Genomic DNA, 22,131 nt, shown 5'->3' with positions numbered 1-22,131 from the left:
CCGTGGACCACCCGCTGCCACGCCGGGGACGGCACGTCTGCCACCAGCAATGTGTTCAGAGCGTCAGTGCCCTGATCTCTGACGAGGTCGGATGCTTCTTCCTCCACGGGAAAGTCACCTTGAAGAGCGTCGCAGTGCAAGCAGCCGTTGCTCAGGTACCTCCCACCCATTGTGGAGCTCCAGCGGGGCTTGATCGAGTCCGCAAGGGGTGCGAATCCGAGCTCCGCCAGCAGCTCCTTCACCCATACCCGCGAGGCTTCGTCGACCGTCCTCGGCCAGCGATCAGTGGAGGTCGGACGACACGGGTACAAGCCCACCACGCAGGTGGTGACTTCGCCGCACTTCCAGCACGGGCGGTCCATGGTCAGTACGCGCAAGGGGATCGTTGCCGCGGAGCCTGCCGGCACCACGTCCGGAATCCACGGCTCAGTTCCAAACTGGTCGCTCTCGTCCCAGCGCTCGTGCCGGAATGCGACTTCCTGGCACACAGGACACCGAGCTCTCCGCTTGCCGTCATCGCAAAGAGTCAGCACTGCTGCTCCTGCTGCGACCTGGACGGAGCAGTCCATGCATGTGCCGGCAAACCGGTTCGCCTCTCCCCGAAGGGGGCGATCACGCGGTTGCTCTCCGGCCAACGACGTAGCGTCCCCACGGGCTGGACGCCCCAGACCCGGCTCGGGAGCGTCGGTCTTGCAGTACACCTGCCATTTATCCCTGAGCCGAATGCGAACGCCAGCACCGGGCTGCACGTACTGGGAGCAATGATCGGCTGCGCAGACACCCCCGTACCTGTTCGTTGGCAGTTGACTCAACTCGATCTCCTCCTTATCTGGGACGCCCTGCCGGAGTCGCTCGTGGACACCTCCGGGCTCGCTGCTGCTGTCAGTGGCCTCTGCCAGGATGCAGAACGTGCTCCCCACTGCCGCCCGAAGACCAGCTCAGCCTGATTTGACCCACCACAAACCGCTACTTGAGCCCTATACGGAAGGCCGCCATGAGTTGGGATGTGCTCCTCCTCCGCCTGCCCGACAACGTCACTTCGGTCCAGGAGATCCCAAACGACCACACCCCGCCTCCGCTTGGCCACCGCCACGACGTACTGGGTGCCATCGCCCAGACCATCCCTGAAGCCGATCTCTCGGACCCGACCTGGGGCCAGCTTCTCGGACCCACCTGGTCCATGGAACTCAACATCGGCGAGGAGGACCCAGTGGACTCGATCATGATCCACATCCGGGGCTCGGGCGACGACGTGCTCCCGCCCGTCTTCCGCCTCGCTGACGTCTTGGGCTGCGGGGTCTTCGACTGCGCCGAAGGGGACCTGATCACCGCAGAGCAGACATCGGGCTGGCACGGATTCCAGAAGTTCCGCGACCACGTGCTCGACTCTTCTCGTTGACCTCTTTTCGGCTGGTCGTGCGAGTGTCACCGCATCCCAGCCGTACGGAGTCAGAAGGGCAGTTCGTCCACCGCAGTTGGTTCCGTGCCCTGCCACTGGGCCCACCGACCGGGGATGGCAGCGCAGGTTGTCGCAAGGTGGCTCAGGTGTTTTCCTCGAACGTGCAGCCAGCTGTGAGGCGCCAGTCCGTCCTGTCGTAGAAGGAGACCGGGAGCGGAGTACCAGCGGACCGGAGACTCGTCGTCGCCCGTCCACATGGGGTAGTCAGGGAGGGCCACTCGCTCAAAGAGCTCCGCAACCGAGTCCATCGCGTCGGCTGGCAACTCGCAGGCGTTGTAGAGCTGCCCGTTGCCGAACAGTGCCTCGGACAGCACGAGCTCGACGCACGCCAGCGAAACCCGGTCCATGAAGGGCCGCCAACCGTCTCGCGACTGGACGACAACAGGCGGGTCGCATTCCTTCAGGTCGCTCAGGCGTACGCCCCAGAAAGCGCACCCTTGGTTCTCGCTCCGGAAGACCAGCACCCCTCCGAGATCCTGGTGCACGAACAGACCTGGTGGGGGCAGCATTGGATCCTGGTACGCGAAGAGGTCGGGGCGCCTGCCCATGAGGAGGTACGCCTCTCGTAGCGCAGTGGGGAGCGGCAGGCCGAGGCGCGCTTCGACCTGCTGAAGGTCAATCTCCGCGACACCATCACCCGCAGTCAGGGGTGTGTACCAGTCGGCGGCAAAGGCGCGAATGAACTCCCATGCCTGCGACCGGTCCGACACACCGCTCTCAAGGGCCTCAGCCACATCGAAGTTGCTCACCATGCGGTGACCGTACCCACCACGCTGACGAGGTGGGGAACGATCACGTGGCTGCTTGGAAAGAATCACCGGCTGAAGTGTTGCGCTGCTGGTCAGCGGTACTCGTGAACACCCACTGTGACGACTGCCGCGTTTCACAACTCGCCGAGGGTTCTCAGCCTTACTCATCCACGGCGCCCTCAAGGAAGTCGTGGTGGCGGGCGAGGGCTTGGCCGAGCTCCGTGCGGCCTGGGGTACCAGGCTGGGAGGTCTGCCACAGGGTGACGCCCGCGTTTTTGATCTCCGCAGTGCGGTACGACGCGATGGTGGAGTCGTCGGGGTCCTTTGCGGCCACGAGGACCGCGAGGATGTGGTGGGCGGCTTCGAGGTCCGGGCGTCGTGTCGCGCGCCGTGCTACGGCGGTGATGTGGGTGATGTCCGTGGTGCGCTCAAGGGTCTGGGCGGTCAGATCCAGCCACACCGCATCGTCCAGGGCTGCGGCATGGGCGAAGTTCCCGGCGCCGCGCAGGTGGCCGGCCGAGCCGGGGACGTCGAGCGCGAGGACACCGCGCCACAGGTCCACCCCCTGCTCGACGTCCACTGCGTTCTCCGGTGTGGCGGTGCGGGGCAGGAGACGTTCGGCTTCGCCCAGCAGGCGGGAGATCGCCGCCGGGCCGCCGTCGCGGGCGGAGAGGAGGGCGAGGAACTCAGGACGGCCGCCGAGGGTTGCCGGCTTGGCCAGCAGCAGGGCCGCGCAGTATGGCCAGAGCGTGGCGTTCTTCGTACCGTCCCCGCTGGTGCGGCTCAGGTAGACGGCGAGCTGGACCGGGTCGAGGCGCTGCAGGATCCGCATGCCCTCGGGGCGGAGGCTCCTCTGAGCGTTGATCCCGAGGACCGCGGGCGAGACCGCCTTGTCGAGGTCGAAGAGAGCTGCCTGATGTCGGTCGACCCAGCGGGATGCGTGCTGGATCAAGGCGGGAAGATGGTGGCCGATGACCGCCAGGACGCGGTCGTCAGTTCCCTCGTCGAGGATGTCGTCGAGAAGGGTCTCGACGGCCACCGTGAGCTCGGCCGGGGCGTAGACGAAAGTCAGACCGTGTCGGATGAGGGCGTCCAGCGCGAGGCCGCCGATCTCCTGGTGTGCGGCCGACAGCGGGTCGGCCTCCGAGGTGGTCGGCTCGGTCCACGCGGTGACGGCTGTCTCCAGCCAGGCGGTGAACGTAGCCGCGATATCCCCGAGGTCGATTCGGTGTGTCCATGCCTCGCTCAGCGCCAGGCACAGCGTGAGCTGTGCCTGCATCTGGACCGAGGCCCCGACACCGGGCGCGCTGAGCAGGTCCCACAGTGCTGCGGTGACGGCCCTCGTGGTGGCCTCGTGGTCCGGGAGCGGGCACGGGTCGGCGGTGAGCGGGGTGCGCAGCGCGGCCAGGTAGGCCTGCTGCAGGGCGGGGTCCGCGAGACCGGCGACGACTGCGGGGACGTCGGTGGCCCACAGGGCCGGGTCGGTGGCGACGAGCCGGCCCAGCACGGTCAGGGCATAGTCCAGGGACAGGGATCCGGTCCGCTGCCGATCCAGCAGGAGCGCGGCGGCTGCCGGTGCGCCGTGGTCGGTGGCGACGGGCGCGAGGTCCTTGGTGGCGGCGGTGAGGGTGTCGAGGTAGGGGACGAACTGAAAGCGCGGCAGCGGCTTGGCCGGAGCGGTCCCGATCAGGTCGGTCACCGCGTCGACGGCAGGCTGCCACGGGGCGAGCACCGGTGCCGGCAGGACCGGGGAGAGCGACCACACCGCGTCCCAGCCCCGTGGGGCGTTCCAGTCGGCGAGGGCGCGGCGGCCCGCGTCGAGGTCGGCCCCGGTCGGGGCGACGCCGAGTCCTTGTGCGAGCTCCGCCTCCACTGCGGGCAGGGTATCGGGCGGGCAGCGGTCGAGGGCGGCAGCCACCAGGTCGAAGGTGTCGGCGCCAACCATCTTGACGTCACCGAGGCGCGTCAGGAGGCCGCGGGCGGCCGTGAGCCAGCTCTGGGAGGCCTCGGAGTCGTCGTACTGCTGAGGGACGGTCTCCAGCAGGTGGGCGGCCAACACGCGGTCCGCCCATCGGGACGGTCCCGGGAGGCCTGGCCATCCAGCGGTGCGCTGCGCCAGGGTGACGCCGTGCTGGAACTCGGTCCGGGCGAAGTCGAGGCGGGCTCGGACCGCGATCCGGGTGGCGGACGGGCCGAAGTCGTCGGCCGAGACCACCTGGCGCAGATCGTCCGCCATGTCGAGGGCCGCCTGGTCCGATTCGGAGTTCACGGCGGTATCGACGACCGCATTCATGGCGCTGCGTACGGCCCGCACCACGGCCGCCTCCCCAGCGCCGTCCGGGCCGTATGCGGAGCGTTGGAGGTCCGCCAGCTGCGCCTGGAGCTCCCAGTACTGCCCGGCAGAGTGGTCCACCACGTACAGCAGCACCCGCTTGGCCACTTCTACCCAGTCGACGTCCCGCTCGTCGGCGGGGACGTCGACCAGCCACACAACCAGCTGAGGCCACAGCGCCTCCACGGTGCCGTCCTTGCACACGACGGTCCGCACCTCGGGGGCGGAAGCACCGCCGATGGCGCCAGCCACCCTCAGGAGACCGGCCAGCACGGCCGGGTCCGCGTCGGTGAAAGCGCCTCGGTGCTTCCTGAGCCACTCCAGTACCCGCCGCGGGTCCGCCTGCGCGACGCGCTCCAGGTACGGCTGGGCCGGCCACCGGCCCGCTTCGGGCAGAAGCCGATTGGTGTTGACCAGGTCGAGCCAGGCGGGGCTCACGGCGTTGGCGAAGAACCACCTGATCGCGCGTGGCTGGTGGATCGCGGCCACCGCGGCGGCGTCCGCCGCGCTCGGCGCCTCGTTGCGGGCGAGTGAGACCAGCAGCGGGGCCAGGGCGGGCAGGTCGAGCAGGAGCTGCTCTACGTGCGCCAGGAAGTTGGAGACCAGGCGTCGGGTGCTCGCCTCGTCCTCGGCCCCGCCGCCGTGGAGACTGCCGGAAGTACGCCCGTAGAACTTCGACCAGGCTCGGAACGCCTCCTCTTCGCCGGGCCCAGGGGCGGTGCCGTGGTACCGATTAGTGAGGTGTGCCACCTGACGCGGCCGGAACTTGCCGGCGTTCACCTCCCGCGCGTAGTAGGCCCACGCGTCCCGCAGGCCGGCGAGGCCGTCCGGCCGGGCGGCTGCTTCGGCTGCTCCTGAGGCCTGGCGGGCTTGCCGTACGCGGCGCAGGGTCTCGATGATCGCCCGTTGGTCATCCCCGGCGGCGGGCAACGTGCTCAGTCCCTCGGCCAGGTCCAGGAGCTCGCGGACCCCCTCGTACTCCGCCCGGGGGTCGGCTGGGACCGGCAGCCGGCCGTCAGGGATGTGGATCAGCCGCTGAACGCCCGCTCCAAGGCCGGCCTTCTGCTCCAGGACATCCGGCACGTCGGCGGCATCGAGTGCGACGAGCAGCTTGTCCAGAGGGGCCTGCCCCTGCTTGCCAGCCTGTTTGAGGAGGGCGGCGACTTCCGTGTTGACCTGTTCCTGGGCTGCGCGTGGGCCCTCGAAGTCCTCCCCGGCTTCCTTGAGGAGTGCATCCAGTGCTGACCGGCAAGACGCCAGGACCGTCTCGAGCGGCCTGGGCCACCGGTCGAGCTCTTCCAGCAACTGCAGGGCCGTGCGCAGGTGATCCAGCGCCCGCTCGCCGTTGGCTCCGAGCGCAGTAAGGGCATCCGCAGTGCGGGAGCCGTCTGCTAGCCGGGACCGGTCAACTTCCGCGCCAGGGGCGCCATTCGGTATCACCGGGTCACGCTAGCAGCGCTTGGAGTTCCCCATCCTCGCCCCTGTGTCTGAACAGCGGAGGTCGTCTGGTCGTGATTGGTTGGGAAACGATCTCCGTCGACTTGGGGAGCGATCTTCGTGAGCCTCTGGCGGGCCTGGTCAGACACACTCGTGAACACCCCACAGCAGCTCAAAGCCCCTGCCGGGGAAACCCGGCAGGGGCTTTCTGGTGTCGCAGAGCAGAGAAGTACAGCACTACCTCTGGCCTTGAGAGCCGAGGTCCATGTTCTCCACGTAGCCCCAGCAGTCGACGAACCGCAAACCCGTACGGAGTCGGCCCCCGACCGAACGTGGTGGTCGGGGGCCGACTCTCACTTGCGCGCCGATGTCAGGATTCGATGATGCGAACCCGGGCGGGCTGGGCCGACAGACTTCAAGTCCGACGTGAGGACGAAGCTAGAACCGTCCGCGGATCTGCTTGCCCGTTTCGCTCTCCGGATGGTTCAGCGCGTCGTAAACCTTGTGGCCGGAGTCGCGGGCGCCACCGGCCCAGGAGACGGCTCCTCGGTCGGTTACTTTGGCCGCGATGCCGCCCCAGTACTTCGCCTCGCGCACCCACTCGATACCTTCCAGCATGCGTTCGAGAGTGACGCCCTCGGGCATGGGGTCGGCGCTCCAGGTCATGGTGCGGTTCATGGTCGCGCCGAGGCCGGCCACAACGGCGGGGGCAGTGACGGCAGTCTTGGCGTGGAAGAGCGCGGCGTTCTCCTCAAGGAACGCGCCGACCGTCTCCATGACCTCGCGCTGGACGACGACCTTGTCCGGACGGTCGCCGCTCTCGTTGGCGGGAATGTCCTCGTACTCGATGCCGGTCGACGCCGCGTGGATACCGGCCTTGCCGAGCATGGCCGTGGCGACGAGAGTCCGCAGGACCGACATCGTCATCCACTCCACAGCCTTGTCCGACACCTGGCGCTTGCCGGTGAGGATCAAGTTGGACAGAGGGACGGTGGTTTCACCGGCTGGTACCTGCAGCGATTCCATCAGTTTGCGCGTCACGGTGGTGCCGAAATCGCGGCCGTCCATGGACATGGCCAAGGACTTGTCGACCGGAACGCCCTTCAGGTTGCGGTCGTGGAAGATCTGGCGGGCGGCCATGACGCTGATGCCGTGAAAGATCTCGAACGAAAGAGGGATCGCGCCGAAGTCGCAGTCCTCCAGGTTGTACGCGGCCGGGTTCCTCTTGATCCGGTGCCAGGCGGTGACCTGAGTCTCGCTGTCGAGAGCGTAGAGGCCGTCCTTGATCGGCAGGGCCGACGCGCCGTCCTCAGAGATGACCAGCGGACGCGGTGACCACAGGGTGATCTGTGGCAGCGACCAATGGTCATCGAGGTCCCCGCGCAGACCGGACGCAATGTAGTCGGCGTACTCGCCGACGTTCTTGGCCTTCTTGCTGCCCGCAGTACCCAGAAGCCGCTGGATCTCGGCGCGCGTGCGAGCGTACTCACTGATCGGCTGTCCGGCCTTCTGGGCGCGCTTGGCGGCGTCCTCGACCTCTTGGGGGTCGTTGACGATGGCCAGCAGATTTTCGCAGTCGATGACGCCGTTCGCCATGACCCCCTTGCGAATCTCCCGAAGGTCGGCAGGCAGGCCGGTGGTCACCGGCTTCAAAGACATGGGCATGTTCGAGTTCCCCCCTCACGGGCGTCTTTTGACGCTCCGTCATGAATGGGAAGCTATCGGACACTGTGTCGGCAGGGCAACCGAGGTGATCAGAACTATTCATTGCCTGTGGTGCAGTCGATATTTCTCTGCTGCGGCCGAGTTGGTGACCTTGTATAGGCGACTGCGGTGAGCCTTCCGTGGGCATGCCGCTTGTCCGCGGAATGTGCCGAGCCCTCTGCGGCAGCGAGCCTTGATCTGCTCGGGTCGTACGTCGCGCTTCAGCTGCGTGACAAACGCTTTGCCGAGCCGCGGCCCCTTCCTGCGCATCTGCTTTTGGTGCCCAGCGTTAAGCACCCCTCCATGGTTCTTCGTGTCTGGCGTCAGCTTGCTGGGGACCTGAAGGGGAGATCGAGCGCCGGACCCCCTCCGGGGCGGCGCCGGTGGGATGGAGGGCGGGCACATGGTGCTGGAGGAGGCGGCGCGGGCCGCCACCGCCGTCGCCTCGTACGGCAGGGCGGCGGTGACGGCGGCGCGCGAGGCGGTCGACCGGGCGCTGGAGACCGGGCTGCGCGACGGGATCCTCTTCGAACGGCGGCTGTTCCACGCGCTGTTCGCCACCGAGGACCAGAGCGAGGGCATGCGCGCCTTCCTGGAGAAGCGCGAGCCCCGTTTCACCGGTCGCTGAGCCGGGTCTGGATCAGTGCGTGGGTGCCGCTGGTCCGCCAGGAACCCGCCTCCTCCGTACGCGTCTCCAAGGACTTCAGGGTGGCCTCGCTCAGGCCGACGATCACATCGGACTTCAGCGTGCGCAGCGCGGTCACCGGGCCCGGGAAGTACGCGGTGCGCTCGGCGAAGGGCCGGGTGGCGGGCCAGGCGCGGTCGCCCACCAGACGGCGGTAGTTCAGGTCCCCCTTGACCAAGGTCACCGACGCCTGGGCGAGTTGGGCGCGCAGATCGGCGGGCATCGCGTCGAAGGGCAGGGGCGCGCGGAAGAAGTCGTGGGCGCGCACGTCGAGGCGTCCCGTCGCCATCGCGTCCCACAGGCGTGAGCCGATCTCGGCGGCGTACCCGGGCGCCCCGCGCAGCCGGCGCAGCGCGTCGACCACGTCCGGGAGGGTCGCGTCGGACACGTAGTACGGACACGGCTTGACGTGCAGTACGGCGCGGTCGGCGCGCCCGGTGCGCAGGAGATGGTCGAGGAGGACGAGGTCGGGGATCAGCTCCCGTCCCGCGTTGTCCGCGATCAGATGGACGGGCCGGGCGGGCGCCCCGCCGGGGAGCAGGGACCACAGCAGGGCGCTGTCGTCCGCGACGAGCGGCGAGTCCGCAGAGTCCGTACCGGACGTGCCGCCGTCGTCCGAGGCGGACAGGGGCGAAGACGGGGACGCGGACACGGACGCGGACGGAGAAGGGGACGGGGAAGGGGGCGGGGAAGGGGACGAGATACGGAACCCCAGGTCGGCCCGGTTGCCCCAGAGCGAGGCCAGCAGCAGCGCGTACGCCTGGTCCTCGTCGTACCGCCCCGTCCCGTCCCCCGCCGCGGTGGGGCCGTCCACCGTGGCGAGCCCGTCCAGGGCGGTGAGTTCGTCGTCGACGGCGCTGGTCCGCAGCTCGGCGCGCTTGAACGGGGCGAAGGGGTCGACGCCCTGCCAGGGACCGGGGGTGAAGTACCCCACGGCCCCCAGCAGCCTGCGGTAGAAGTAGCTCTCGCTCCACAGGAACGGGGCGTCGAACCACGACCGGCCCACCTGCTCGTCGTACCCCCAGCTCCGCCATCGTCCGAGGTCATGGGCGTCCGCGGGGAGCGGCTCCATCACCCCGTCCGTGATCTCCCGGAGGAGCGCGTCCAGCGCCTCGTGCTGCTCGGGGCCGTACGGGAACGCGTCGCGCACCTGTCGGATGAGCGCCGGATGGCGGGTCGCCAGGACGTTCCGGGGGAACGAGCCCGGCTCGTTGCCCAGGATCACGGGCGCGTCGTCTGCTGCTGGGGGAACCGCGGGCATGGCCTTCACGTACTCCTTCTTCTCCGACTGCCTCCTACGGCTGATGACGCTAACGGGTCAGGGCGCGACCGGCGGGAACGGAATGCCGGCCAGCAGCGGCAGCAGCGACTCCTCCTCGTGGTCGAGGTGCGCGGACAACTCGGTCGACATGCGGTCGAGTTCGGTACGGAACCGCTCCGGATCCGCGGTGGCGACCTCCGTCAGCAGGGCGTGCAGCTCACCCTGGATCCGCGCGACCGTGCGGTGTTCCTCGGCGAGTCGGGCGAAGACCCCGGACAGATGGGGGTGGCTGCTCGCGAGCGCCGGGAACAGATGCGCGTCCTCCCCGGTGTGGTGGAAGGTCAGCGACTCGCAGAACGCCAGGCAGTGCTGGCGCAGTTGGAGCCCGAGCGCCGGCGCGGGCGGTGCCCCGGGGCCCTGGTGCGCCGCCCGCGCGGCGAAGTGGGCGTCGGCCTCGGCGCGTACGTGCTCCAACTGGGAGCGCAGCCAGGTGTGGACCTCGATCAGCTTCTCGGCGAGGTTGCGGGGGCCCGCCCCGGGGACGGCGTCGGGCTCGGAGCGTTCCAGCATGACGACGGGCAGGATCCGCTCGGTGCCTGCCTGGTAGTCGGCGTAGCCGGGAGCGGTGCGCACGACGCGCTCGAAGAGCAGGTCGCGCCGCTCGCCCTCGGCGGGGACGGCGATCGCCCCGTACGTCTGTGAGCCGACCTCCACGCGCACCATGGGGTGGGCGAGCAGGTTGTGGTACCAGTCGGGGTGACGGTGGCTGCCGCCGGCCGAGGCGACGATCAGCAGCAGGTCGCCGTCGCGCACGAAGCCGAGCGGAGTGGTGTGCTCCGTCCCGGACCGTGCGCCGGTGGTGGTGAGCAGGAGGAGATCGGCGCCCTCGAAGGGGCCGCCGACCTTTCCCTCGTTGGCCCGGAACTCCTTGATGACGGACTCGGTGAAGGACAGGGGCATACGGCGGTGACTCTCCAGGAGAAGAGGAAACGGGGAAGTGGCGAAACGGGGAATCGGGGAATCGGAGAAGAGGGGAAAGGAAGGAAAAGGGGATGGGTGGGACCACGCGCGGGCCCTTGGTCCTGGTCCCGGCATCCCGGCATCCCGGAATGCGCCGGTCATGGCCGTGCCGCGGTACAAGGCGACAGGCGGGGATCGGCACGCGGGAAGCGCGAAACGGGGAAGACAGCGGAGTGTCAGGAGGACGAGGGACGGCGCGTGGGAACGCGTACGTCGAATTGGCACCGACCTGATGCGGCCGTCAGGCGCGTAACGGGGTCACGCGCGCAACCGGTGTCGCATGCGTACGGATATGACGCGGGTACCGGCGTGACGCCGAGTACGCCGTAGCTGTCAGACGCGGGGTGCGGAGTATGAACTCATGGCATCGTCCCTCGGTAAAGGTGTCCGCTCGAACGCCGGCCTGCCCACTGCTCTCTGGCCGGTGTCGCGCTACACGCCGACCATTACAGCCATCCGGCGGTGCCCTGTCAATCCGGAAGCATTCGCCTCTCTCGTACGTGAGGACGATTGCCCCACGACAAGCCTTGGCCTTAACTCGGCTTCTCAATAGCCCACTTGGGTGACACGGGCTCACGGATATTCTCCGCGGGCCACTACTGTGCCCAGACATGACCTCTACCAATACCGCGGCGAACCATGCGCACTACGCGTCCCTCCTGGGCACCCTCTCGGTGATTCCCTGGACCAGTGATCCCGCCGCCGGGGAGCGCAACGCGCCCTTCCTGTTGGCCTATTCGCTCGGCGACGGGCGGGACGGACCCGAGGCCGGTACGGAGGCCATGCACGCGGTCCTCGCGGACATCGGCCTGAAGCCCGGCAGTGAACTCGTCGACGCCGCGCAGTCGCCCAACATCCCGATCAAGCTGATCGTGGAGGCGGGCCGGGCCGTGCTGACCATGCCGTACCTCCACGCGCAGTGCCCTGTTCCGCCGGAGTGGGAGCAGGACGCGCGGGACACCGGGCAGGTCTACTTCCTGGTCGCCACACGGCCCTGGGCCGAGGGCGCCCCGGGGCGTCCGGTCGACGAGCAGCAGTTGCGCGCCTTCGCGGGCGACGAGGAGATGCTGCTGAGCGCCGCGCACTGCCTGCTGCCGGTACGCGGTCTGCGCGGCTGACCGGCGAGCGAGGAGCCGAGAGCGAGGAGCGGGGAGATGGCAGCGGCATCGACCGAGTACAGGTCCGCCCGGCACGCGGAGGCGGGGACGGTACGTGACGCCCACGGGGAGGAGCCGCGCGGTGCGCGGGGCGCGAGCCGGGCGCTGGCCCTGCTCCTGGTGGTCACGGGGGCCGCGGGGCTGCTGGCCGCGTGGGTGATCACGATCGACAAGTTCAAGCTGCTGGAGGAACCGGACTTCCAGCCGGGGTGCAGCCTGAACCCGGTGGTGTCCTGCGGCAACATCATGAAGAGCGCCCAGGCGTCGGTCTTCGGCTTCCCCAACCCGATGCTGGGCCTCGCCGCCTACGCGGGCGTCGTCTGCATCGGCGCGGGGCTGCTGGCGGGGGCCCGTTACCGGGGCTGGTTCTGGCGGGGGCTGAACGCGGGGACGCTCTTCGGCGTCGGGTTCTGCACCTGGCTCCAGTACCAGTCGCTGTACAGCATCAACGCGCTCTGCCTCTGGTGCTCCCTGGCGTGGGTCGCGACGATCCTGATGTTCTGGTACGTCACCGCACACAACGTCCGTACCGGGGTACTGCCCGCGCCGGCGGCGCTGCGCGGCTTCCTCGCCGAGTTCATCTGGGTCCTGCCCGTGCTGCACATCGGGGTCGTCGGGATGCTGATCCTGGCTCGCTGGTGGGACTTCTGGACGAGCTGACCGCCGTCGTACCGCATCATCGCCTGTCGCACACCGATCGGCCCCGCCCGCCCCTCAAGGCAGCACGCCTGAGGGGCGGTGGCGGGACGGCGACGACGGGGACTACTTGCCGAGCGGGAGTCCGCCGAGCAGCTTGTTGCCCTGCTGGGGCTTGTTGAGGCTCTCGGTGGCGCCCTTGACGGCGTTGAGCACGGAGCCCTCGTTCTCGGTGTCCAGCGCGTTGGTGTGGAGCGGCTTGGCGTCGCGCAGACCCTCGCTCGCCACGGTGTCCAGGGCCCCGTTCAGGCTGAACGAGGGGGACTTCGCCTCGGCGGCGAACGCCGGGGCGGCGGCACCCAGCACCACCATGGAACCGGCGACGACGGCGGCGACCTTCATGGGCTTCATTGTGATTCCTTCTCCGTGTGTTGTCCGTGCGCGGAGCTTCGAGTCAACTCTCCCCGCGCACAGGGCCTTTGGAGGATTTTCCTCCCGTGGCCTCGTTCTCTCTAACGATTCCCCGGCGCACCGGAAACCCCGTGCGGAAGGAATTCTGGGCAGGCCACCCGAATGAAGGGGAGACTTTTCCTATTCTCCTATCAGCCCGCCGGTCGAGTGGCGGAGACGGACCGGGCGCGTAACCGGGCACCGCGTAATCGTGGATCGGGGCCGGGCGTACGCGATGTGGCGGACACGCGGAAAAGCCGCCCTCCCCGGAGGGGAAGAGCGGCTCCGCTGAGGGAACGGCGTCAGTGGTTGGCGCAGACGTTGCCGAACGCCGGGTTCAGCAGGCCGATGACGTCGACGGTGTTGCCGCAGATGTTGATCGGCACGTGGAGCGGGACCTGGACGATGTTGCCGGACAGCACGCCCGGGGAACCGATGGCCGCGGCCGAAGCGCCACTGTCGGCGAAGGCGGCGCCGGAGGCACCGGCGACAGCGGCGGCGGCCGCGGTGGAGAGAACAACAGCCTTGGCGATACGCGACATGGGGAAGGGCTCCTCGGTCGTATGGGGATGACGTGCGATGCCGGGCGCGATTGCCCGACTCATGGATCAACGCCGAGGACAACCAGAGGTTGCGGGCCGAACGAGTGAAGCTGGGCCGGGCGCGCGACTCCGGTGGATGTCACCTGAAGGCCCTTTCCCCGCTCGGTTGTACGTTCAGGGCGGTTCGGCGCGTCTGGCGTGATTTTCAGCCCGCGCTCTGTAATGGTCCCATCTTGCCTGTTTCGATCATCGAGGCGGAGAGCCAGTATGCGGAATTCTGCGGTTCTTGCTGTGGGGCACGGTCTGTTGTGCGGCCCCGTCCCGCGCGCCCTGCGCGCGGCGCATTCCCGCCCGGTCCGAGGCGGCGTCCGATTCCGTACCGGACGTGACGCCCGCTGAACCGGAGTGCTTTTCTTCCCCGGCGTTCTTCGGCGTTCTTCCCCGGCCCCATCACCTGTATCGCACGAGTGGAAGGAGTGGCGCGTGCAGCCACGGCGACACCGGCCCGGGACCGGCTTCACCGCGCTCCATCTCGTCCAGCCCGTCGACGGCGGCGTCGCCCGAGTGGTGCTGGACCTGGTCGCGGCGCAGGTGGCCGCCGGGTTCCGGGTCGCCGTCGGCTGTCCCCCCGAGGGGCCGCTCGCCGGCGCCGCGGCGAGCCGGGGGGCCGAGATCCACCCCTGGCACGCCACACGGCAGCCGGGGCCGGGACTGCCGCGTGAGGTACGGCAGGCCGCCCGGCTGGTCGGCCGGGTGCGCCCCGATCTGGTCCACGCGCACAGCGCCAAGGCCGGGCTGGCGGGCCGGCTGGCCGTCAGGGGCCGCGTCCCGACCGTCTTCCAGCCGCACGCCTGGTCCTTCGAGGCGGTCGGCGGAACGACCGGACGGCTGGCCGCCCGCTGGGAGCGGTGGGCGGTCCGGTGGACCGACCGGGTCGTCTGCGTCAGCGAGGCGGAGCGGCGTACCGGCGAACGCGCGGGCATCGGCGCCGCCTGGTCCGTCGTCCACAACGGAGTGGACACCGCGCGGTTCACCCCCGAGGGCTCCACGGCGGCCGGCGCCGGGCCCGGGGCCGCGCGCGCCGCCCTGCCACTGCTCGCCGGAGTGCCGGCCACCGCACCCGTCGTCGTGTGCGTCGGCCGCCTCTGCCACCAGAAGGGCCAGGACATCCTGCTCCGCGCCTGGCAGCCGGTCGTACGCCGGATTCCGCAGGCCAGACTGGTGCTCGTCGGCGACGGGCCGGACGCCGACGCGCTGCGCGCCGCCGCCCCGCCGTCCGTGCTCTTCGCGGGCGCCGTACCGGACACCGCGCCCTGGTACCGCGCCGCCGACCTGGTGGTACTGCCGTCCCGCTGGGAGGGTATGGCCGTGGCGCCGCTGGAGGCCATGGCGAGCGGCAGGACCGTCGTCCTCAGCGATGTGGACGGCGCCCGGGAGAGCCTGCCGCCCGGGCGCGAGCGGTTCTGTCTCACCCCGCCCGAGGATCCGCCCGCGCTGGCGGCGGCCGTCAGCGCCCTCCTCCACGACGAGCCCCTGCGCGAGGCCATCGGCCGCCAGGGCCATCAGCACGTACGCAGCACCTACGACGTGCGGCAGACCGCGCAGGCCATCGCGGACGTGTACCGCGAAGTCGCCGCCGTGCCGTGCCCCGAGCGCAGGGAGCCGATTCCTCAGTGACCACGGAAAGCACCAGTGTGCCGCCGCCGCACGGCCGGGCGCGCACCGCACCGCACCACGGCGAGCAGGGCCAGGGCCGGCCGACGGCACGGCTCTCCCTGTCCAAGCCGTCCCTGTCCGCCCTGAGCCGGCAGGCCGTGGGCCAGTCCCTGAGCCCGCAGAGCGCGGGGCAGCGGTCGCTCGGGGGGCGCGTCGCCCTCGCCCCGCCCCGGGAGGCCGCCGACCGTGTCGCGATGCCGTCCCGCCGCACCCCGGCCCGCGACGCGCTCCGCTTCGGCCTGCCGCTCGTCGCGGTGGACGCGCTCGCCGCGCTGCTCTCCACCGCCGTACTCGGCGACGAGCAGCGCAACGCCCTGCTCGTCGGCCAGCTCCTCGCCTCGGTGACCGCGCTCAACGCCCGCGCCGGTCTCTACCGCTGCGGAACCGTCGTCTCCGGCCTCGACCAGCTCCCCGGTCTGGCCGCCAGGATCGCCGTCGCCTGGTGCGCCGTCGCCGCCGTGCTCGCCGCGCTGCTGCCCGCCCACGCCCTGGGCTTCGCGGCCCTGGCCGGGGGAGCCGCCGTACAGCTCGCCGTGTGCGGCACGGGCCGCGCGCTGCTGCACACGTACCGCCGTGCCCTCGCCCGCGACCGGCTGCGCTCCGCCCTCGTCGTCGGTACGGGGACGGCCGCGCGCCGCCTGGTCGCGCTGCTCGCCCAGCACCCGGAGTACGGACTGCGTCCCGTCGGCGTCGCGTCCACCGTCCCCGTCACCGTCCCCGCCCCCGAGCCCGGGGACGGCGACCACCACACCGGCCAGGACGGGCCTCCCCACGGCGGCGGTACGGACGGACCCGCCCTCCCGGTGCTCACCACCACCGAGGAGATCCACCGCGCCGTCATCCAGAACGGCGTCCAGGAAGCCCTCTTCATCGACGCCGGGGCCGGCTACGGCGACCCCGGCGAGTGGACCGGCCGCGCCGGGCTCGTCGCGCTCTTCCACGAGTACGGCTGCGCCACCACCTTCGTCGGCGCGGGCCCCTGGGACAGCGCCGCCCCGCCCGCCCCCATGGAGCACCACCTCTGGGGCCTCGGCCGGCGCCGTGTCGATCCGCCCGCCCCGCACGCGCGGCGCCTCGGCACCTTCGCCAAACGCCTGCTGGACCTGCTGGTCACGGCCCCCGCGCTGGTGGCGATCGCCCCGGTGCTCGGGTTCTGCGCCCTCGCGATCCGGCTCGGCGACGGCCCCGGTGTGCTCTTCCGCCAGGAGCGCGTCGGCCAGCACGGCCGCTCCTTCACCCTGCTGAAGTTCCGCACCCTGCGCCCCTCCGACGACCACGAGTCCGCCACCCGCTGGAACATCGCGGGCGATCTGCGGATGAGCCCGGTCGGCAGCGTGCTGCGCCGTACGTCGATGGACGAGCTGCCCCAGCTCTGGAACGTGCTGCGCGGGGACATGAGCCTGGTCGGCCCCCGGCCCGAACGCCCCTTCTTCGTCGCGAACTTCAGCAAGACGCACCCCGGTTACGCGGCCCGCCACCGGATGCCCGTCGGGATCACCGGCCTCGCGCAGGTCCACGGGCTGCGCGGGGACACCTCCATCGAGGAGCGGTCCCGCTTCGACAACCACTACATCGACCACTGGTCGCTCTGGCAGGACGTGTGCATCCTGGTGCGCACCGCCCTCTCCCTCGTCCGCCCGGCGGGAAGCTGATGACGGCCGGCGCCGTCTGCGCGCCCCGCGTACGGTCCCGTCCGCCCGACCTGCCCGACGCGCTGCGCCGGGCCGCGCCCCTGCTGCCCGCCGTGGCCGTCGTCGCCCTGCTCGCCGTCCCCGCGCCGCCGGCCGGTGACGGCTCCGCCGGGTCGGGCAGCGTGGCCGACGCCGCCTCCGCCGTGCTCGTCCTGCACTGTCTGGTACGCGTACTGCGGTCACGGGCCCGCCCGTTGACCCGTACCGCCGCCCTCGTCCTCGGACTCCCGGTGCTCGCCGTGACGGTCGCCTCGCTCACCGCCGGCGACCTCGCGGCCACCCTGCCGGGGCTGGCGCGCTACCTCCAGATCTTCGTGCTCGTACCGGGGGCGCTGCTGCTCCTGATCCGGGACCGCCGGGACTTCCGGCTGGTCGCCGCGGCGGTGGTGGTCCTCGCGCTCGGGCAGGGGGCGGTCGGGGTCGCGCAGTTCCTCACCGGCACCGGCGCCTCCTACCAGGGCGAGGACATCCGCGCGGTCGGCACCTTCGGGCCCACCGATGTGATGGGGATGGCCACCGTCGTCGCGTACGGGCTGATCATCTCCGTCGGCTACGCCCTGGCGGGCGGCGCGGGGGCGCCGCGCGGACAGCGGGCGCTCGCCCTCGGCTGCGCCGCGCTGCTCTGCGTACCGCTCCTGCTCTCCTTCAGCCGCGGAGCCTGGATCGCCACCGCCGTGGCGATCGCGCTGCAACTCGCGCTCTCGGGAGTGCGCAGGGCCGTCGTCCTGACGCTCACCGCGACGGCGCTCGGGGTCGTCCTCGTCGGCGGGCTCGGCATCGGCTCACAGATGATCACGGAGCGGTTCGACTCGATCGCCCGGGTCGCCGACGCGCCCGACCAGTCCGTCACCGACCGGTACACCATGTGGGCGGCGGCCACCGACATGTGGCGCGAGCGGCCCGTCACGGGCGTCGGACTGAAGGGCTTCCCCGCCTACCGCGACCACCACGCCTCCCTCGCGCTCTCCGCGGCCAGCGACACCGCGGGCGCGGGGATGGGGTTCCAGCGCCAACCGCTGCTCTCGCCGCACAACATGTATCTGCTGGTCCTGAGCGAACAGGGGCTGCTCGGCATCGTCGCCTTCGCGGGCAGTTGGGCCGGGCTTTTGGTGTGCGCGGTGCGCGGACTGAGCGGGGCGCGCCGCCCCGCTACGGGCGCGGAGTGCGGGCTCGTCGTCACGGGGCTGCTGGTCTGGCAGCTGGTGGACTTCGGTTACGCGGACATCGGCGGCCCGTCGACCGTACTGACGGCGGTGATGCTCGGTCTGGCGGCCTGGTGGGCGCTGAGCCGTCGCGGAGGGGCCGCGACGGCGTGAGCGACACGACGCACTCCCTCCCCGCGGTCCCGCCGCCCTCCGTGCCCCCGGCGACGGAGACGGGCTCCGCCGTCCCGGTTCCCGCCGTGGCCGCTCCCGCCACCGTCACCCCCGGCCTCCCGGAGGATCCCGGCGGGAGCGGCTCCGCCTCGGGGCGGTTCCTGGCGCGGGCCGCGTTCGTGACCGCCGCGCTGACCGCCGCCGGATCGCTCCTCGGCCTGCTCCGCGACCAGACCATCGCGCACCTCTACGGCGCGGGCCCCGACACCGACGCGTTCCTCGTCGCCTGGACCGTGCCGGAGGTCGCCGCCACGCTCCTCATCGAGGACGCCATGGCGCTGATCCTCGTACCGGCGTTCAGCCTGGCGCTCGCCCGCCGGGCCGCCCGGCCGCACCGGGACCGGCCGCGCGCACGCGCCGGGGACCCCGACTCCGATCCCGTACGGCAGCTCACCCGCGCCACCCTGCCCCGGCTCTTCCTCGCCCTCAGCGCGTGCGCGGCGGTGCTCGTCGCCTGCGCGCCCTGGGCGGTCGCGGTGCTCGCGCCCGGCCTGCCCGAACCCCGGCTGGCCGTCGACTGCACCCGGCTGACGGCCACGTCGATCTTCACCTACGGGGTGGCGGGCTACTGCAGCGCGGCCCTGCGCGCGCACGGCAGCTTCGTGGCGCCCGCCGCGATCTACGTCGCCTCCAACGTCGGCATCATCTCCACGATGCTGCTGGCCGGCGCGGAGACGGGGGTGCGCGCGGCCGGTGCCGGGGTCGCCGTCGGCGGGGTGTTCATGGTGCTGATCCAGCTCCCCGCCCTGTGGAACCGGCTGACGGAGCGCCGGCCCACCACCGGCCACGAACCCGCCCCCGTCCCGGCCCCAGTCCCCGCCCCCGTCCCGGCCCCAGCCCCTGTCCCCGCCCCCGCACCCGCGAAGGCGACGGCGGAGACCGCCGCGCCCACCCGGCTCACCTCGCCCGTCGCCCTCGGTCTGCTCGTCCCCGTCATCGCCTTCGCGCTCAGCCGTCAGTCGCAGGTCCTCGTCGAGCGGTTCCTCGCCGCGCCGCTGCCCGCCGGGGCCATCTCGCACCTCAACTACGCGCAGAAGGTCGCGCAGATCCCGATGACCCTCTCCCTGATGCTCTGCACCGTCACCTTCCCGGTGGTCGCCCGCGCCATGGCGGCGGGCGAGACCGACCGGGCCAGACGGCGCGTCGAACGCGATCTCGCGCTCGCCGGGATCATCGTGCTGATCGGCGCGGCCACCGTCGTCTCCTGCGCCCCGCAGATCATCGAAGTGCTCTTCCAGCGCGGCGAGTTCCACTCCGAGGACACCGCCGCCACCGCCGCGGTGATGCGGGTGTACGCGCTCGGGCTGCTCGGGCACACCCTCGTCGGGGCGCTCGTACGCTGCTACTTCTCCGCCGCGCGCCCGCTCTGGTTCCCCGCGCTCGCCATGACCGCGGGGCTCGCGGTCACCGGCGGCGCGGGCGCCCTGCTCGTCGGCGTCTGGGGGGTGCTCGGCATCGCCGCCGCCAACGCCCTCGGCATCACCCTCACCGCCGTCCTCATGCTGGGCGCCCTGCGCCGCTACAGCGTCCCGGTCAGGACCCGCCACATGACCGGCGGTCTGGTCAAGCTCAGCGCCGCCGCCGCGGCGGCCACCGGCTCCGGATGGCTCTGCGCCGCCCTCGTGCCCTCCCCGGTCCTCGCCACCCTCGCCGCCGGGCTGGTGGTCACCGCCGTGTTCCTCGTCGCCGCGCGCGCCCTGAAGGCCCCCGAAGCCGACTCCATCCTCCGCTCCCTCGCCCGTCCCTTCTCACGAAAGCTCGCCGATGCCCGCTGACATGGCCGATATGACCGACCCGGCCGACCCGAGGTCCGGCGGCCCCCTGTGGGCCCTCATGTACCACTCGGTCGCCGATCCCACCGACGACCCGTACCGGGTGACGGTCTCCCCGGGCCGCCTCGACCGGCAGCTCCGCTGGCTGCGCCGGCGCGGTCTGACCGGGGTCTCCATGGCCGAGCTGCTGCGTGCCCGCACCGAGGGGCGCGGCGCCGGGCTCGTCGGCCTCACCTTCGACGACGGGTACGCCGACTTCACGGCCAACGCCCTCCCGCTGCTGCGGAAGTACGGCTGCACCGCGACCGTCTTCGTCCTGCCGGGCCGCCCCGGCGGCACCAACGAGTGGGACAGCCCCGGCCCCCGCAAGCCCCTGCTCACCGAGGACGGCGTACGGCAGGCCGCCGAGGCCGGGATGGAGATCGGCTCCCACGGGCTGCTCCACCTCGACCTCGACACGGTCGACGACGCCACGCTCGCGGCCGAGACAGGACGCAGCCGGCAACTGCTGCGCGACCTCACCGGCACCGAGGTCGGCGGCTTCTGCTACCCGTACGGCACGGTCGCCGTCCGGTCCCTGGCGGCCGTGCGCGCCGCCGGGTACGCGTACGCCTGCGCCATCGACCCGGGGCCGCTGACCGGGCTGTTCGCGCTGCCCCGTATCCATGTGGGGGAGCGGGACACCGGCCTCAGGCTGCACCTCAAGTGGCGGCTGCACCACCGCAGGCGCGAACCCGTCCCGGCCGCCGCCTTCACGGAGTACGCCCACTCCGCCGCGTATCACGCCGCCGCCTCCGTGCCGGCCCCGGCGGGCCCGACGGTCCCGGCGGCCACCCCGTGAAGGTCCTGCATGTCATCACCGGCCTCGGCATCGGCGGCGCCGAGCAGCAACTACGGCTGATGCTGCGCCAGTTGCCGACCCACAACGAGGTCGTCACGCTCACGGAACCGGGCGCGGTCGCCGACGGCATCGTCGCCGACGGGGTGCGCGTCGCCCATCTCGGCATGGCCGGGAACCGCGATGTCGCCGCCCTGCCCCGGCTGACCCGCCTCGTCCGGCAGGGCGGGTACGACCTCGTCCACACCCACCTCTACCGCGCCTGCCTGTACGGCCGGATCGCCGCCCGCCTGGCCGGGGTGCGGACCATCCTCGCCACCGAACACTCCCTCGGCGCCGTCCAGATCGAGGGCCGCCCGCTGACCCCCGGCGCCCGCGCCCTCTATCTCGGCGGGGAACGGCTCGGCACCGCCACCGTCGCAGTCTCCACCACCGTCGCGCGGCGGCTGGAGCGGTGGGGGGTGCGCCGCGACCGTATCCACGTCGTCCCCAACGGCATCGAGTCCGGACGCTTCGCCTTCGACGAGAAGGCGCGCCGCGCCGCCCGCGAGCGGCTGGGCCTGGCCGAGGACGCCTTCGTGGTGGGCGGTGTCGGACGGCTCGCCCCCGGCAAACGGTACGACCGCCTGGTCCGCGCCGTCGGCGAACTCCCCGACGCCCGGCTCCTGTTGATCGGGGACGGCCCGGAGCGCACGCCGCTGCTGCGGCTCGCCGAGGAGCGCGGGCTCGCCGACCGGATCCTGCTGCCCGGCGCGTGCGAGGACCCGCCGCCCGTCCCGCACCCGGGGGACCTGCCCTCGCTCCTCGCCGCCATGGACGTCTTCGTCTCCACCTCCCACGACGAGGCGTTCGGGCTCGCCGTGGTGGAGGCGCTCGCCGCCGGACTGCCGGTGCTCCATGTGACCTGTCCGGCGCTCCAGGACCTGCCTCCCGAGGCCGCGCCGGGCGCCCGCCGGGTCAGCGGCTCCGTCCCCGGCCTCGCCGAGGAGCTGCGGCGGCTGCGCGAGCTGGGCCCGCACCGCAGGCCCGTGCCGTCCGCCGTGCACCACTACGACATCGCCCGCAGCGCCGAGCAGTTGATGGCGGTGTACGAGAACGCCGTACGCCGCCCGGCCCCCACCCGAGAGGTGAGCAGCGTATGACCGAGCAGGCCCCTCAGCGACCGGACAGGAGGCCGCTGCGGTGCGGCGCTCCGCGCGGCCCGCGCCAAAACCCCGAGCGTCGCCCCGCGCCCCCGGCGCGGCGGCGGGGGGGGGCGGGCGGCCCCGGCGGCGCCGCGCGCCGGGGGGGGGGGGGGGCGCGCCCC

General features: G+C 71.5%; 16 protein-coding genes and 1 pseudogene. 10 read left to right on the top strand and 7 right to left on the bottom strand.

The window, feature by feature from the left end; genetic code table 11:
* The first annotated feature begins 994 nt into the window (after positions 1 to 994).
* Positions 995 to 1,399: a hypothetical protein gene (locus ACFXPK_RS16115; protein ID WP_385075723.1), complete on the top strand. Its 405-nt coding sequence runs from the start codon at positions 995 to 997 to the stop codon at positions 1,397 to 1,399.
* 50 nt (positions 1,400 to 1,449) lie between these two features.
* Here ACFXPK_RS16115 and ACFXPK_RS16110 read toward each other — a convergent pair whose 3' ends face one another.
* From ACFXPK_RS16110 to ACFXPK_RS16100, 3 genes are all read right to left on the bottom strand, one after another.
* Complete coding sequence (locus tag ACFXPK_RS16110; protein WP_383647031.1) at positions 1,450 to 2,211, bottom strand: SMI1/KNR4 family protein; 762 nt, start codon at positions 2,209 to 2,211, stop codon at positions 1,450 to 1,452.
* A gap of 157 nt (positions 2,212 to 2,368) precedes the next feature.
* Positions 2,369 to 5,845: a hypothetical protein gene (locus tag ACFXPK_RS16105; protein ID WP_385075718.1), complete on the bottom strand. Its 3,477-nt coding sequence runs from the start codon at positions 5,843 to 5,845 to the stop codon at positions 2,369 to 2,371.
* A 570-nt stretch (positions 5,846 to 6,415) separates the two neighbouring features.
* Entirely contained in the window at positions 6,416 to 7,642 is a 1,227-nt protein-coding gene (locus tag ACFXPK_RS16100; protein WP_385075715.1) for a DNA sulfur modification protein DndB, read from the bottom strand.
* A gap of 445 nt (positions 7,643 to 8,087) precedes the next feature.
* On the opposite strand from ACFXPK_RS16100, the pseudogene ACFXPK_RS16095 reads away from it, so the two are divergent.
* Positions 8,088 to 8,309 (top strand): annotated as a pseudogene (locus ACFXPK_RS16095) (enoyl-CoA hydratase-related protein); the annotation flags it as partial.
* Here ACFXPK_RS16095 and ACFXPK_RS16090 read toward each other — a convergent pair.
* The gene (locus ACFXPK_RS16090) at positions 8,296 to 9,627 is read right to left on the bottom strand and encodes a damage-control phosphatase ARMT1 family protein (protein WP_385075712.1); all 1,332 of its coding nucleotides are present in this window, start codon (positions 9,625 to 9,627) and stop codon (positions 8,296 to 8,298) included. The pseudogene ACFXPK_RS16095 and the gene ACFXPK_RS16090 overlap by 14 nt on opposite strands.
* 57 nt (positions 9,628 to 9,684) lie before the next feature.
* Complete coding sequence (locus ACFXPK_RS16085) at positions 9,685 to 10,587, bottom strand: nitroreductase/quinone reductase family protein (RefSeq protein ID WP_385075710.1); 903 nt, start codon at positions 10,585 to 10,587, stop codon at positions 9,685 to 9,687.
* Positions 10,588 to 11,258: 671 nt separating this feature from the next.
* Here ACFXPK_RS16085 and ACFXPK_RS16080 point away from each other — a divergent pair.
* Positions 11,259 to 11,765 (top strand): DUF5949 family protein, encoded by a 507-nt coding sequence (locus tag ACFXPK_RS16080; protein WP_385002920.1) that lies wholly within the window; start codon positions 11,259 to 11,261, stop codon positions 11,763 to 11,765.
* A gap of 36 nt (positions 11,766 to 11,801) precedes the next feature.
* Positions 11,802 to 12,464: a vitamin K epoxide reductase family protein gene (locus ACFXPK_RS16075; protein WP_385075707.1), complete on the top strand. Its 663-nt coding sequence runs from the start codon at positions 11,802 to 11,804 to the stop codon at positions 12,462 to 12,464.
* 102 nt (positions 12,465 to 12,566) lie between these two features.
* On the opposite strand, the gene ACFXPK_RS16070 is transcribed toward ACFXPK_RS16075, so the two are convergent.
* Both ACFXPK_RS16070 and ACFXPK_RS16065 read right to left on the bottom strand, forming a co-directional pair.
* Positions 12,567 to 12,851 carry a hypothetical protein gene (locus ACFXPK_RS16070; protein WP_385002926.1) on the bottom strand — a complete coding sequence of 95 codons (285 nt, stop codon included), beginning with the start codon at positions 12,849 to 12,851 and terminating at the stop codon, positions 12,567 to 12,569.
* A 341-nt stretch (positions 12,852 to 13,192) separates the two neighbouring features.
* The gene (locus ACFXPK_RS16065) at positions 13,193 to 13,432 is read right to left on the bottom strand and encodes a chaplin (protein ID WP_385002929.1); all 240 of its coding nucleotides are present in this window, start codon (positions 13,430 to 13,432) and stop codon (positions 13,193 to 13,195) included.
* 483 nt (positions 13,433 to 13,915) lie between these two features.
* Between ACFXPK_RS16065 and ACFXPK_RS16060 the strand changes: the two genes are divergently transcribed.
* From ACFXPK_RS16060 to ACFXPK_RS16035, 6 genes are read left to right on the top strand one after another with little or no spacing between them, the layout of a single operon-like run.
* Positions 13,916 to 15,109, top strand: a complete 1,194-nt coding sequence (locus ACFXPK_RS16060) for a glycosyltransferase (protein ID WP_385002932.1) — start codon at positions 13,916 to 13,918, stop codon at positions 15,107 to 15,109.
* Complete coding sequence (locus ACFXPK_RS16055; RefSeq protein ID WP_385075705.1) at positions 15,106 to 16,800, top strand: sugar transferase; 1,695 nt, start codon at positions 15,106 to 15,108, stop codon at positions 16,798 to 16,800. Before ACFXPK_RS16060 ends, ACFXPK_RS16055 begins: the two co-directional genes overlap by 4 nt.
* The gene (locus ACFXPK_RS16050) at positions 16,800 to 18,155 is read left to right on the top strand and encodes an O-antigen ligase family protein (protein ID WP_385075702.1); all 1,356 of its coding nucleotides are present in this window, start codon (positions 16,800 to 16,802) and stop codon (positions 18,153 to 18,155) included. Before ACFXPK_RS16055 ends, ACFXPK_RS16050 begins: the two co-directional genes overlap by 1 nt.
* Positions 18,152 to 19,990 (top strand): murein biosynthesis integral membrane protein MurJ, encoded by a 1,839-nt coding sequence (murJ, locus tag ACFXPK_RS16045; protein WP_385075700.1) that lies wholly within the window; start codon positions 18,152 to 18,154, stop codon positions 19,988 to 19,990. The genes ACFXPK_RS16050 and murJ overlap by 4 nt, the downstream gene beginning before the upstream one ends.
* Positions 19,991 to 20,000: 10 nt before the next feature.
* A complete protein-coding gene (locus ACFXPK_RS16040) occupies positions 20,001 to 20,828 on the top strand; it encodes a polysaccharide deacetylase family protein (protein ID WP_385002947.1) in 828 nt (275 codons plus the stop codon).
* Positions 20,825 to 21,967 (top strand): glycosyltransferase, encoded by a 1,143-nt coding sequence (locus ACFXPK_RS16035; RefSeq protein ID WP_385002944.1) that lies wholly within the window; start codon positions 20,825 to 20,827, stop codon positions 21,965 to 21,967. The genes ACFXPK_RS16040 and ACFXPK_RS16035 overlap by 4 nt, the downstream gene beginning before the upstream one ends.
* Positions 21,968 to 22,131 lie beyond the last annotated feature (164 nt).

The organism is Streptomyces sp. NPDC059142 (assembly GCF_042755665.1).
Taxonomy (GTDB): Bacteria; Actinomycetota; Actinomycetes; order Streptomycetales; family Streptomycetaceae; genus Streptomyces.
The sequence above is the reverse complement of the archived record's forward strand: the minus strand, read 5'-3'. Positions and strand labels throughout refer to the sequence as shown.